The sequence below is a fragment of the Nevskia ramosa DSM 11499 genome, from assembly GCF_000420645.1.
GTDB classification, from domain to species: domain Bacteria; phylum Pseudomonadota; class Gammaproteobacteria; order Nevskiales; family Nevskiaceae; genus Nevskia; species Nevskia ramosa.
This window is the reverse complement of record NZ_ATVI01000012.1, coordinates 31,609-44,930: the sequence shown is the minus strand read 5'-3', so window position 1 is coordinate 44,930 and position 13,322 is coordinate 31,609. Positions and strand designations below refer to the sequence as shown.

Here is a 13,322-nt window from a genome sequence, read left to right as displayed (position 1 = left end):
AGAAGAAAGTGGCTGGCTACACGGCTACTGCTCCGCTAGTCTGCCGCGCGGATATCCGATCAACCAAGACTTGCCATGAAAATCGCCACCTGGAACGTCAACAGCCTGAAAGTCCGGTTGCCGCAGTTGCTGGCCTGGCTGGAGATTCAAGCCGAGACGGCGCCGATCGACATCATCGGCCTGCAGGAAACCAAGCTGACCGACGACGCTTTTCCGGGTGCGGAACTCGAGGCTGCCGGCTGGCATTGGGCACATGCCGGGCAGAAGACCTACAACGGTGTGGCGATCCTGTCGCGCCATCCGCTGCGCGATGTCAGCCGCGACATTCCCGGCTTCGCCGACGAGCAGCGCCGGGTCATCGCCGCGACCATCGACACGCCGGATGGCCCGCTCCGCTACATCTGCGCCTATGTGGTCAACGGCCAGGCGCTGGGTTCCGAGAAGTACGCGTACAAGCTGCGCTTCCTCGCCGCGCTGCGCGACTACATTGCCGACGAACTGAAGCAGCATCCGCGGCTCGCCGTTGGCGGCGACTACAACATCGCGCCGTTCCCGTCCGATACCCACGATCCAGCCACCTGGGAAGGCAACATCCTGTGCTCGGAGCCGGAACGCGATGGCTTCCGGGCGCTGCTCGCGCTCGGCTTGGTCGATGCGTTCACCTTGTTCGAGCAGCCGCCGAACTCGTTCACCTGGTGGGATTACCGCGCTGCCGGCTTCCGTCGCAACCAGGGACTGCGCATCGATCATCTGCTGCTGTCGGCGCCGCTCGCGCAGCTCTGCACGGCGGCAGTGGCCGATCTGATCCCGCGTCGCAACGAACGGCCGTCGGACCACGCGCCGTTCATCGCGACACTCAAAGGGAACTGACCGCTGATCCTGGGGGTCCATGCTGCCCGTCCGATAAGACGGCTGCTTTGAGACCTGCTTCACAGGTCACCGATGGCAAAGCCTTCGCCGGGCTGCATGCTACGTGCAGTCCAGAAGGCTTCCGCCTCCTGCCCCCAGCGACATCAGACAGAGACCGAGCCCGCAATGGAATCGCGCCGGCGCAATCATTACGACGTCACCAATCAGATCTGCATTGCCGATCCTCACGAGGTGCGCGACGAGGTCTCGCGGCTGCTGGCCGCGCACGATCCGCAGCTCGACGACGGCGTGCTCGATGCTGCGTTCCTGACCTTCACGCGCCTGCATGCCGGCGCCCTGCCCGGCTATGCCGCGGCCGACACGCTGTATCACGATGCCCAGCACAGCCTCGATTGCGCCCTGGGCACTGCGCGGCTGATCGATGGCCACGAGCGCGGCGTACCCGCCGCCGAGCGCATCGGCCCGCGGCGCGCACTGCTCGGCGTGCTGATCGCCCTGTTCCATGACGCGGGCTATGTCCGCCGCCGCGGCGATCGTGCCAGCAATGGCGCGGCGTACACGCTGAGCCATGTGCAGCGCAGCGCCGAATTCCTGCAGCGCTTCCTGCCCCGTTTCGGCTTCGAGCAGGAAGCGCTGCTCGCCAGCCGCATCGTCCATTTCACCGGCTACGAGATGGCGCTGGACGACATCGCCGTAAGCGACCCGCGCGATCGCGCCCTCGGCTTCATGATCGCCAGTGCCGATCTGCTGGTGCAGACCGCAGACCGCTGCTATCTCGAGAAATGTCGGGATTTCCTCTATCCGGAATTCGAAGCCGCCGGGCTTGCCGGGGTGCGCCAGATGGGTGGCCCGGAACCGCTGTATGCCGACCGCGACACCCTGATGCGCGGCACGCCCGAGTTCAATGCGCGGCTGTGGCAGGACCGGCTCGATGGCTATTTCGGCGGCATCCATCGCCACCTCGGCACCCATTTCGAGGGCCGGTACGGCGGCCGCAATCCATATCGGGATTGCATCGACGACAACCTGCAGCGCATTGGCCACGCGATCCGCCGCGGACGCTTCGACGAGCTGAGCCTGAGACCGCGCGCCATCGACGCCGCCTGCATGCGCCGCAAGCTCGGCCTGCGGGAACAGGTGGCCGCCTGAAGCCAGGCACAGCAGGCATCAACGAAAAAGCGGCGCCCCGATCACTCGGGGCGCCGCTTTTTCGTTGCTCCATCACGACACCCGGCCAAGCCCTGACCGGGTGCCCCGACACTCAATCCGCTTCGGTGATCGACTCCGGCGTACCGCTGCTGCCGAGCGACGAGGTGGTGACATGGAGATTCGGTGCGATGTTGCCGCCGCCGCTGGTGAGAATACCGTTGAAGACCAGGATCTGGCCGCCGCCGTTGAGCTTCTCGGCCACGTACAGGCTGCCATCGCTGCGCAGCAGCACGTCGACCGGATTGCCGAGCAGCGTCGCAGCACCGCTGATCGACCGTGACGGCACGACGATCGCCGGGCCGCTGCCGGTGGTAGCGTCATTGGCGGTGCTGGCATTGTCGATCACGAACAGAGCGCCGTCGCTGTCACTGGTCGGCGAGCCGACATCGGAAACCACCAGCTGGTTGGTCGAGCGGTTGTAGCTGATGCCGTGCAGGTTCACGGACACCTTCGACGACGTGCCGCCGCTCACCGAACCAGGGGTGATCGTGCGGCTCGGAGTTACCGCCGGGCCGGCCGCACCGCCAACTGCTGACAAGTTGGCGCGGACCAGGAAGTTGTCGTAGACCGCGATCGTGCCGTTGGTCATCGCGGCATACAGGCGATCAACGAACGCGTCATAGGCCACGTCCCAGGTCCGGCCGCCGGCTACCGACAGCGGAATCGTCTTCAGCACCACCGGCGGCGTCGCGCCGAACAGGGTCGAGATCAGATGCAGCGACGGCACCGACACCGGATCTTCGCCAGCTACCGCGGTCGGCGCATCGGCGACGATCAGCTGGTTGCTGGTCAGGCCCGCCACCGTGATGCCGCGCGGCGCGACGATCTCGGGGAACTTGTATTCCTTGTCGAACGCCGGATCGAAGTTGGCGTTGCCTCGGACTGGAAAGTTGGCAATCCGGCGCAGCGTTGCCACGCCCGCGATCGAGCCGACCGCATTCAGCGAGCCATTGTCGCTATCGATGCCTTCGTTCAGGCCGGTATTGAAGCTCGCCGTACGGCTGCTCAGATTGGCCGCGTAGGTATCCGCGGTGCCGAGATCGCCGCCGCCATCCAGCGATACGTAGACCGCGCCGACCGCGCCGCCGCCCGTCAAACCACCCAGAGTGCCGCCGGTGGTGGTGCCCGTGGTTCCGCCGGTCGTGCCACCCGTGGTCGAGCCGCCGGTCGTGGTGCCGCCGGTCGTCGAGCCCGTGGTGGAGCCGGTCGTGCCGCCAGCCGGATCATCACTGCCACCGCCGCCATTGCAGCCGGTCAGCATCATGGCAGTGGCCGTGGCGGAAACCAGGGCAAGCAAGCGAATTCGCGTCGTCAAACTCATGAGTTCTCCTCGTTGTTATGGACGGTCGCGTTGCGCTTGCCGTCTGGTGACAGGTTCATTGCCTCGGGATACTAACCAGCCGCCATCGGGCTTGTCGAAACGGCAAACCCGGGCGGAACCGATCTAATCGCGCCGCTTCAGAAGCCGCACTTCGCCGCTGCCGACGCCGCGCGGATCAGCGGCTGCTTCCAGCGTGTCGCTGGCCGGACGCCAGAGCACTGCCTGAAGATTGCCGTAAGTGCTATCGAGCAGCTTCAGTTCGTGGCCCATCGCCGTCAGACGGCCGACTTCTTCCGGACTGAAGGCGCCCGGTTCGTACTGCACGACGTCCGGCAGGTACTGATGGTGGTAGCGCGGCGCGGCGACGATGGTTTTCACATCGGCGCCGTTGACGAAGTTCAGCACGCCAAGCAGCACCATCGTCGCGATCCGGCTGCCGCCCGGCGTACCCAGCACCAGCACACCGTTCGGGCCTTCGATGAAGGTCGGCGACATGGTCGACAGCGGCCGCTTGCGCGGTGCCACCAGGTTCGCTTCCGAGCCGATCAGGCCATAGGCGTTGCTGGCGGTGGTCGACGCCGCAAAGTCGTCCATCTCGTCGTTCAGCAGGATGCCGGTGCCCGGCGCCATGTAGGCCGAGCCGAACGACAGGTTGATCGACATCGTTGCGGCAACGCGGTTGCCGTCGGCATCGATCACCGAGAAATGCGAGGTGTTGGTGCCACCCGGCGCGCCGAGCGGCGCTGGCGGCAGGCTCGCCGACGGCGTCGCCTTGTCGCGGACGATGCCTTTCGCCAGCTCCAGCGCATAACTGCGCGAAGCCAGCCGAGCCAGCGGAATGCGGACGAAATCGGGATCGCCGAGCCAGGCGGCGCGATCGCGATAAGCGCGGCGCAGCGCCTCGACGACGAGATGCTTGCCAACGCCATCGCCGACATCCGACCAGCCGATCGCTTCGAGCTGCTGCAGCGTTTCGATCAGCGCCAGACCGCCGGCCGAAGGCGGCGGTGCCGACACCAGGCGGTAATCGCGGAACCAGGTGACCATCGGCGAACGCTCGACGACCGTGTAGCGATGCAGGTCATCGGCGCTCCAGATGCCGCCGGCTTCGCTGACGCCGGCAAGCAGGCGCTTCGCCGTTTCGCCATCGTAGAAACCCGGCAGGCCCTTGTCGGCAAGCCGCTTGATCACCGCGGCGAGATCGGTCTGGCGCAGCTTCTGGCCGACCGTCGGCACCTTGCCGCCGGGCATGAACACCGCGCGTGCGGCCGGCGAGAACCGAGCCTGATTCTGCTCGATCGCCTTGACCAGCTTGGCATCGACGGCGAAGCCATCCTTCGCCAGTTCGATCGCCGGTGCCAGCGATTTTTCCAGCGGCAGCTTGCCGTACTTCTTGGCCAGATAGACCAGCGCCGCCGGTTCGCCGGGAATACCCGCAGACAGCGGGCCGTCACGCGAAGCCTTGTCGATCGCCTTGCCGCTGGCGTCCTGATACATCGTCGGCGTGGCGGCAAACGGCGCGACTTCGCGACCATCGACCATCGTCTCGAAACGATCCGAGGCGCGATGCAGCAGCCAGAAGCCGCCGCCGCCGATGCCCGAGCCGGTGGGCTCGACGACGGCGATCGCCGCAGTCACCGCAACGGCCGCATCGAAGGCATTGCCACCAGCGGCGAGAATATCGAGCCCGGCCTTGGTCGCCAGCGGATGAGCACTGGCTACGGCATTGCCGGGCGGCTTGTCGGCGGCGCTGGCAGAGAAACCGGCCGGCAGCAGCAGGGCCAGCGACAGCAGAAGCAATAACCGGATGGGTCGGGCGGCGGCAAGGCCGTCGAAGCGGTGGCGAAGGACGATGGAAGTCACGCGGAGTTTCCTGATGAGACCAGACCGCGCTCAGATCTTGGCGGCAGTCAGCAGCCGGTATTTGGCCAGCAGCTGTTCGGGGCTTTCGACATGCAGCAGGTCGAGCGGAATGCAGTCCACCGGACAGACCGAGCGGCACTGCGGTTCATCGAAATGACCGACGCACTCGGTACAGCGTTCCGGCGCGATCTCGTAGATTTCCGGCCCCTGGAAAATCGCCTGATTGGGGCAGGCCGGTTCGCAGACATCGCAGTTGATGCAGTCGTCGGTGATCGTCAGCGCCATGGGCTGATGATACGGGAGCTGATCTGGCGCCGGGATTTCAGCGCGTCTTGCGGCCGAAACGAGCAAGCAGAGACGGGATCACCGCTTTCGGCACCAGCTTCTTGACCGGCGCACCGAGGCCGGTCAACTCGCGGACCAGGCTCGACGACAGATGCGCGTACTCCGGCGATGGCGCCAGCAGCACGGTGTCGAGTGTCGGATAGAGATCGCGGTTCATCACCGCCATCTGCTTCTCGTATTCGACATCGCCGACATTGCGCACGCCGCGCACCAGCACGGTCACGCCATGCTCCTTCGCGAAGTCGACGACCAGGCCGTTGAAGCCGACGACTTCGACATTGACCAGATCGGTGACCGAGGCGCGGATCAGCTCGCAACGCTCCTCGAGCGTGAACTTGGGGTTCTTCGCGATATTCGAGCCGACCGCGACGATCAGCTTCGGGAACATTCGCGAGGCACGATGGATGATGTCGTTGTGACCCAGGGTGATCGGGTCGAAGGTGCCTGAGTAGGCGGCGATGACGCTCACGGTTGCGGCTCTCCCGGTGGCGCGTAGGTGAACAGGCCGTAGCTTACCTGCCCCGCGGTCTTTTCCTTGAGCATCGTGTAACCGGCCGGCAGCACCGGCGGCTGGCCCTTCGGCCATTCGAGATAGAGACGGTTCAGTTCCTTCAGCACTTTCGGCAGGCTGGCGAGCGTGGAGGCCAGCAAGGTGCTGTCGTACGGCGGATCGACGAACACCAGATCGAAGCGCCGCGGCGTCGAGCGCAGGAAGCCAATGCCGTCGCCGCGAATCACGTCGCAGCGATCGACGACCTTCAGCTTGGCAACCGCCGTGCGGATCGCGTCGGCCTGCGCGCCGCCGGTCTCTGCAAAGCTGGCGTGAGACGCACCACGCGAGATCGCTTCCAGCCCGAGCGCGCCGCTGCCGGCAAACAGATCGAGCACGGTGCTGCCTTCGATGATCGGGCTCAGCCAGTCGAACACGGTCTGACGCACGCGATCCGGCGTCGGACGCACACCGGCGTCAGCATCGAAATCGATCAGGCGGCTGCGGAATTCGCCGCCGATGATGCGCAGGCGGCCGAGGGGTCTTCTCATTGGGTAAGGGGGAACGGAGGAAAAGGTAGGCCGCTTCAGCGGCCGAATTTGGGACCGACCGGCGACGGCGCATGCAGATCGCCGTCCGGCGCCTTGCGCCGCGGTCGCGGCCCGGACGCGGCTGGCGCTTCACGTCCAGGCAGGGACGGCGGTACGGCCGCAGACTTCCCCACGGGTTCGATGATCAGGCGGTCGCCATCGCGGATCAGCCGCACGGACTCGCAGTCGAAGCGCAGTTCCTTCGGCAGGCGGATCACCTGGACGACGCCGAGTTGGGTGAGCCGAACGACGGTGCCGGAGTCATCGGCATCAACACGCCTGGCGCGCTTGGCGAGCGTTGGCGTCGCACTGGGGATCGCTTTCATCACATCACGCCTGCGTGCCGCCGACGGTCATGTTGTCGAGCCGCAAGGTCGGCTGGCCGACGCCCACCGGCACGCTCTGGCCATCCTTGCCGCAGGTGCCGACGCCGCTGTCGAGCTTCAGATCGTTGCCGACCATCGATACCCGGCTCATCGCTTCCGGGCCGTTGCCGATCAGCGTCGCACCCTTCACCGGGCGGGTGATCTTGCCGTCTTCGATCAGGTAGGCCTCGCTGGCCGAGAAGCTGAAGTTGCCGTTGGTGATGTCGACCTGGCCGCCGGCGAAGTTGACCGCGTACAAGCCCTTCTTGACCGAGGCAATGATCTCGGCCGGATCGCTCTGGCCGGGCAGCATGTAGGTGTTGGTCATCCGCGGCATCGGCAGATGCGAGAACGATTCGCGGCGGCCGTTGCCGGTCGGCGCCATGCCCATCAACCGGGCGTTCATCTTGTCCTGGATGTAGCCGCGCAGGATGCCGTTCTCGATCAGCGTCGTGCACTGCGTCGGCGTGCCTTCGTCATCGAGGGTCAGCGAACCGCGCCGGCCCGGCAAGGTGCCGTCGTCGACGATCGTGCACAGCGGGCTGGCCACCTTCTGACCGATGCGGCCGGAATACGCCGAGGTGCCCTTGCGATTGAAGTCGCCTTCCAGACCATGGCCCACCGCTTCATGCAGCAGGATGCCGGGCCAGCCGGCGCCGAGCACCACGGTCATCGCGCCGGCCGGTGCCGGAACCGCTTCGAGCAGCATCAACGCCTGGCGCACCGCTTCGGCGGCATGGCGTTCGGCGGCGTCGCCCGCGAAGAAATCGCCATAGGCGCCGCGACCGCCGCCGCCGCTGCCGGCCTGTTCGCGACGGCCGTTCGATTCGGCGATCACGGTGACGTTCATCCGTACCAGCGGCCGGATGTCCGCCGCCAAGGTGCCGTCGGCGGCGGCGACCATGACGATGTCGTGGGTCGCCGCCAGCGACACCATCACCTGGGTGATGCGCGGGTCGATGGCGCGTGCCGCGGCATCGGCGCGCTTCAGCAGTTCCAGCTTCTTTTCGGTCGGCCAGCTGTCGAGCGGGCTTTCGGCCGGATACAAGGCCTGGCGATTCGGCTGCACCAGCACGCCGAGCGTATTGCTCTGGCCGGTGCGGACGATCGCCGTCGCCGCGCCCGAGGCATCGACCAGCGCCGGCAGCGACAGCTCATCGGAATACGCGAAGCCGGTCTTCTCGCCGCTGATCGCGCGCACGCCGACGCCCTGCTCGGTGTGGTTGGAGCCGGACTTGACGATGCCGTCCTCGAAGAACCAGGACTCCGATACCGAGTTCTGGAAGTACAGATCGGCCGCGTCGATACCCGGTTTCATCAAGCCAGACAGCACGCGCTGGATCGCGCCTTCGTCGAGGGCAGCGGGTTCCAGCAGGGTGGCGCGGGCAAGTGTGAGAGCGGTGGTCATCGGCAGCGTTCGGGAAAGGAATGAGGGAAGGATGCGGGGGATCGCGCCAGATGCAAGCCCGGAGGCGCGCTGGCGGTAGGCTCAGACGCCTATGCGCCGCTGTGACAGGTTCGGAAAGCCGGCGCGCAAACGGTGTAGCGCCGGCACGTCGACCTTGGCGGTGGCGACGGCCTCGCCTTCCGGCAGGCAGGCCAGCACCTCGCCCCAGGGGCCGACGATCATCGAATGGCCCCAGGTCTGGCGGCCACCGGAATGGGTGCCGGTTTCGCCCGGTGCCAGGACATAGACCTGGTTTTCGATCGCGCGCGCGCGCAGCAGGATCTCCCAGTGCGCAAGCCCGGTCTTGGCGGTGAACGCCGCCGGCACGCAGAGGATTTCGGCGCCGCGCGCCGCCAGTTCGCGGTACAGCTCGGGGAAGCGCAGGTCGTAGCAGACCGACAGGCCCAGCTTGCCGGCCGGCGTCTCGACAACCGCGAAACCGGCCGGATCGCCGTGGGCGATGGTCCGCGATTCGCGGTAGCGCTCGCCGGTGGCGCTCGGCACATCGACATCGAACAGATGGATCTTGTCGTAGCGCGCGCGCTGCGCACCGCTGGCATCGAATACCAGGCTTGCTGCCCATACCCGGCCCGGATCGCCATCGACCGCAATAGGCACGGTGCCGGCGACGATCCACAGCCCCAGCCGCTGCGCGGTTTCGGCCAGCCAGTCCTGGATCGGCCCGCGTCCGAAAGCTTCGGCATGGGCCAGCTTGTCAGTCTCCTTCGCGCCCATGATCGAGAAGTTCTCGGGGAGTGCGGCCAGCACAGCGCCGGCCTCGGCAGCTTCGGCCAGCAGGCGCGCAGCGGTCGCCAGATTGTCGGCAACCACCGGCGTGGAGTTCATCTGGATCGCCGCAATCATCGGCAGGATCGGCGGCGAATCGGGCGTGGGCTCAGCCATTGCGGGCGTCGGCAGGCGTCGTGGTCGGGGTGGGGGCCGAGAAAGGAAGCTTACTGGGCGGGGCAGCGGGCGCTTCGCCCGATTTCAGTACGGTCGGGTCGTCCCAGCTACCGGTGACACGGTAACTGAACTTGCCGATCTGGTTGAACGGTTTGTCGAACAACTGCTGGGCGACCAGCAGGATGCCGCCTGCGATCGGCCCGCCAAGCAAGGTTGCGCCGACGGTGACACCGGTGGAGATATCCGGGAACACGGTGACCTTCTGGTCGTAGTCACGGGCAGCCAGGCCGATGCGGCCGCGCATCTCCACTTTCAGCGACGGGCCGTCGATGTCCAGATCGTCGGTCACCGCATCGCCATCGGCGAGCTTGAAGCTGCCTTTCAGCTTGTCGAAGCCGAGGCCGTCGGCGACCACGTCGCGGAAATCGAACAGCAGCCGGCGCGGCAGCGCATACAGGTTGACCAGGCCGAGCACCCGACCGGCACCCGGCTCCACCGCTTTCAGCGAGCCGCGATGGACATCGATATCGATGGTGCCTGTAGCCTGCGACAGCTCCAGACCGGCCGGCACCCGCGGCCAGATCACCGCGCCGCTGAAGTGGCTGGTTTCAGCGACCAGGTTCGGCGTGTAGCCGAACACGCGCAGCACATCGCCGATGTCATCCGAATGCAGATCGAAGCTCAGATCGGCGCTGGAGCCATCGACGCCATCGAGTGCCCGACGCAGCCAGAAGCCACCGACCTTGGCCTCCAGATGGCCGCCGTCCAGGGTCAGGCGTTCGACGCGCTGGCCATCGTTGACTCGCGCGGTAACCAGATTCAGGTGGCCGAGATCGACTTCGCCGAGGCTCAACCGCTGGATATCCAGATCGAACACAGGCGCGCGAGTCGGATTGAACGGCGAATCCGGCGGTGCCGCGCCCGGCACGGTCGGCGGCAGTGGCGGGAACGGTTCCAGCGCCAGGGCTTCCAGCCGACCGATGACGCTGCCGCCATCGCCCGGCTGCCAGCGCACTTCGCCTGCCGCAGCACCGGTGGTGCGCACGGTCACACCGTCGCCATCCGGCAGCGCGAGCAGCCGCGTCGCGCCGAACTGCAGCCGGCGCAGGCTCACCTGCTTGGCGCTGATATCGGCACTGAGGAAACGCGGGCCGCTGCTGCCGTTCGCCGAGGCTTGGCCGAAGCCGCTCTCGGGAGCGCTGATCAGGGCGAGCCAGGCGCCGAGATCGAAGTAGTCCGGCGCGCCGCTGATGACCAGGCCTTCGGCGTCGGCACGCGGCATCGCGGGATCGCTACTGAGCCGCACTTCGATGCCATGCGGCCGTGTCGCACTGCCGCTGTCGGCCCCGTTGTTGGCCCCGTTATTGGCGCTGGCTTCAGCGAAGCGCAGGCCGGCGTGCAGTTCTTCTGCGATCCGGATGCCGACCCGGGTCGCGCCGTTGTCGCCGCTCAGATCGATCGCTACCGGCAAGGCCGAACCGGCGCTCTTGGCGAGCGGCGTCGGCAGGCTGGACGTCACGCCCTGCAGATCGGTGGCCAGCGACAGATGACCGTTGTCCGGCCCGCCGAGCGGCAGCCGCACAGTCATCGTCGTGCTGCCGCTGAGACCGTTGCGCAGCCAGACCGGAATGAAGGTGCCGGACAGACCTTCGCCGCGGCCCGGTTCCAACTCGAAGGCGGCAGTCAGCAACGGCTGAGCGTCGACGGCGCTGATCTGGGCCGTTATGGCGGTGTCGTAGAGCCGGGCGGTGAGCCGTTCGGCGCTGATCGACTTGCCGTAGTCCAGTTCGCCGTTGAGGCCGCGCAAAGGCTCCTGCAAACCACGCACCTGCAGTTCGGCATCGTGCAGGTTGAGCACGCCGGTGGCGTCGATCGGCGGCTGCGGAATGTTCAGCGGCATCCGCAATGCCAGAGTCGCGGCGGCCGGGCCGCTGGCCTCGGTGCGGGTCAGCAGGCCGGAGACGCGAGTCTTCAGCGGCGAGTCGCGCAGCAGCCGGTACAGGTTCGCCGCATCGCCCTCGAAAGCGCCATCGAGCACCAGCGCCGGCACGAAGAAATCGGCGATTTCGGCGTGCAGCCGGGTCACGGTCAGATCGCTGATCCGCCCCTCGCTGGCATCGATATCAAGGCCGCCATCATGGAAGTGCAGATCGGCCGCCATCGCTTCGGCCGCCGGCCAGTCCGGCGCGAACGCCAGCACGCCATCGCGCACCTTGAGCTTGAGTTCCCAGCGCAGGGTCGGATGATTGTCGGCATCACGCGGCGTCAGCGGTGCGTCGATCAGCAATTCGCCGGCGGTGACCTTGGCCTCCCGCACGGCCCGGTCCAGCCATTCGCGGTTGTGCTCGCTCCAGTTCTTCGGCATCCAGGGCTTCAGCGCGGTGACGTCGTCGGCCTTCACATCCAGCCGCAGCTTCAGGTCCGGCACCCGGTCAGGATGCAGATTCAGCGCGATGTCGCCCTTGACCTCGGCGCCGCCGAGCACCAGGTCGACGGCGGGCACCGACAGCTGCCAGTCCTCACCGGTACGCTGCCAGTGCAATTCGCCGCGCAGGGTATCGAGCGGCAGCGATAGCTCGAAAGCCCGCGGCAGATGCACGGCGACGGCGGTTCCGGCGAGGCGGATCTGGCCGCTGTCGCGCGTCGCAAGCAGATCACCGGCGATCCCGGAAACGCCATCCTGCTCGGCACGGCTGATCAGGCCGACGCCGACCAGCTTCGCCTGCACGGCCAGCGCGCCCGGCTGATCATCGAGCCGCGGGCCCACCGTCACGCTCAGCGCCTGAAGATCACCCTCGGCATCACGCAGCCGGGCCAACGACTCCGGCAGCTCGCGCCAGGCCGTCAGCCAAGGGGCGATATCGTCGAGACGCAGCAGCGGCAGCTTCAGCGTCTCGCTACCGTCAACCGCTCTCGCCGCTTCAAGTCCGGCCAGCGACCACGGCCCGCGCGCGCCGCTCAGATCGGCTTTCGGCAGGCTCAGGCGCCAGCCGTCGGCGACCGGTTCAATTCGCGCTTCAATCTCGACGGCGGCGATCCGCGCCAGTGGCGCGTCAGCGGTCCGCGCGGTGACTTCGTGCGCCTGCAAGGCGAGCTGCATCGCACCCGGCTTCCCCGCGTCGATCCGGCCCTTGGCGCTCAGCTGCGCGTCATCGAGCGCGATCTGCACGCCAGGCTTCAGCACCGGCTTGAGCCAGGGCCAGCCGGCGATGTCTTCGACCTGCAAGCTCCAGTCGCCGGCGAGCGTGTCGAGCTGGGCGGGATCGCCGGTGATCAGCGCCGTCAGCCGGGCGCGACGAGCCATTTCGGCTGGCGGGCGCAGCACGGCGTCGAGCGCGTAGCCGGCATTGCCGTGGCGCAGTTGCGCTTCGTCGAGCACGAAGTCGAGCGGCGCGGCATCGCCGAGCCGCACATCATGCAGGCGCAGGCTGCAGTTGCGAAGGCGCAGCTCGGTATAGCGCGCAAGGTCGTCCGCCAGCGCGTGATTGCCCGTGTCTTTCAGGGTGACGCCGTCGAGCGTCAGATGGCCGTCGGCATCGGCACGGGCGACCAGTTGCAGGCCTTCAGCCTCGATGCGGTCCGGCACCCGCGGCCCGGCAATCAGACGGCCGAGGCTCAAGCCCAGCCGGAGCTTCGGCGCTTTGAGCAACGCGGTGCCGCTGTCATCGAGCAGCGCCAGATCGTGCAATTCCAGGGTCGGGCTCAAGCCGCGCCAGGTCAGCGCCATGGTGCCGATCCGGGTCGGATGACCGACGCTGGTGGTGACGAAACGCTCGACATCGCCGCGATAGCCGGGCACCGCATCGATCAGCAGGCGGAAGCCGAGGCTGATCGTCGCGACGCTGATCAACAGCACGGCCAGCACAGTGATCAGCCGCGTCCACCAGCGCTTGGCGACCAGCTTCATGGCGAGCGCGGA

Annotated in this window: 11 protein-coding genes; 2 read left to right on the top strand and 9 right to left on the bottom strand. The window is 67.0% G+C overall.

What is annotated here, in order from left to right:
* Positions 1–75: 75 nt before the first annotated feature.
* Both xth and G513_RS24130 read left to right on the top strand, forming a co-directional pair.
* Positions 76–870 (top strand): exodeoxyribonuclease III, encoded by a 795-nt coding sequence (gene xth, locus G513_RS0119020; RefSeq protein ID WP_022978453.1) that lies wholly within the window; start codon positions 76–78, stop codon positions 868–870.
* 165 nt (positions 871–1,035) lie between these two features.
* The gene (locus G513_RS24130; protein ID WP_022978452.1) at positions 1,036–2,019 is read left to right on the top strand and encodes a hypothetical protein; all 984 of its coding nucleotides are present in this window, start codon (positions 1,036–1,038) and stop codon (positions 2,017–2,019) included.
* A gap of 112 nt (positions 2,020–2,131) precedes the next feature.
* Here G513_RS24130 and G513_RS0119010 read toward each other — a convergent pair whose 3' ends face one another.
* The 9 genes from G513_RS0119010 to G513_RS0118970 form a co-directional block, all read right to left on the bottom strand.
* Positions 2,132–3,400: a hypothetical protein gene (locus G513_RS0119010; protein ID WP_156891808.1), complete on the bottom strand. Its 1,269-nt coding sequence runs from the start codon at positions 3,398–3,400 to the stop codon at positions 2,132–2,134.
* Positions 3,401–3,523: 123 nt separating this feature from the next.
* A complete protein-coding gene (gene ggt / locus G513_RS0119005) occupies positions 3,524–5,263 on the bottom strand; it encodes a gamma-glutamyltransferase (protein ID WP_245563149.1) in 1,740 nt (579 codons plus the stop codon).
* A gap of 30 nt (positions 5,264–5,293) precedes the next feature.
* On the bottom strand, positions 5,294–5,548 hold the full coding sequence (locus G513_RS0119000) for a YfhL family 4Fe-4S dicluster ferredoxin (RefSeq protein WP_022978449.1): 255 nt from the start codon (positions 5,546–5,548) through the stop codon (positions 5,294–5,296).
* A gap of 37 nt (positions 5,549–5,585) precedes the next feature.
* A complete protein-coding gene (coaD, locus tag G513_RS0118995; protein ID WP_022978448.1) occupies positions 5,586–6,077 on the bottom strand; it encodes a pantetheine-phosphate adenylyltransferase in 492 nt (163 codons plus the stop codon).
* Positions 6,074–6,649: a 16S rRNA (guanine(966)-N(2))-methyltransferase RsmD gene (gene rsmD / locus G513_RS0118990; protein WP_022978447.1), complete on the bottom strand. Its 576-nt coding sequence runs from the start codon at positions 6,647–6,649 to the stop codon at positions 6,074–6,076. The genes coaD and rsmD overlap by 4 nt, the downstream gene beginning before the upstream one ends.
* A 35-nt stretch (positions 6,650–6,684) precedes the next feature.
* The gene (locus tag G513_RS24125) at positions 6,685–7,014 is read right to left on the bottom strand and encodes an antitoxin (protein WP_022978446.1); all 330 of its coding nucleotides are present in this window, start codon (positions 7,012–7,014) and stop codon (positions 6,685–6,687) included.
* A 4-nt stretch (positions 7,015–7,018) separates the two neighbouring features.
* A complete protein-coding gene (gene tldD / locus G513_RS0118980; protein ID WP_022978445.1) occupies positions 7,019–8,461 on the bottom strand; it encodes a metalloprotease TldD in 1,443 nt (480 codons plus the stop codon).
* 81 nt (positions 8,462–8,542) lie between these two features.
* The gene (locus G513_RS0118975) at positions 8,543–9,403 is read right to left on the bottom strand and encodes a carbon-nitrogen hydrolase family protein (protein ID WP_022978444.1); all 861 of its coding nucleotides are present in this window, start codon (positions 9,401–9,403) and stop codon (positions 8,543–8,545) included.
* Positions 9,396–13,310, bottom strand: coding sequence for a YhdP family protein (locus tag G513_RS0118970; protein WP_022978443.1), 3,915 nt, complete (start codon positions 13,308–13,310; stop codon positions 9,396–9,398). The genes G513_RS0118975 and G513_RS0118970 overlap by 8 nt, the downstream gene beginning before the upstream one ends.
* Positions 13,311–13,322: the final 12 nt, after the last annotated feature.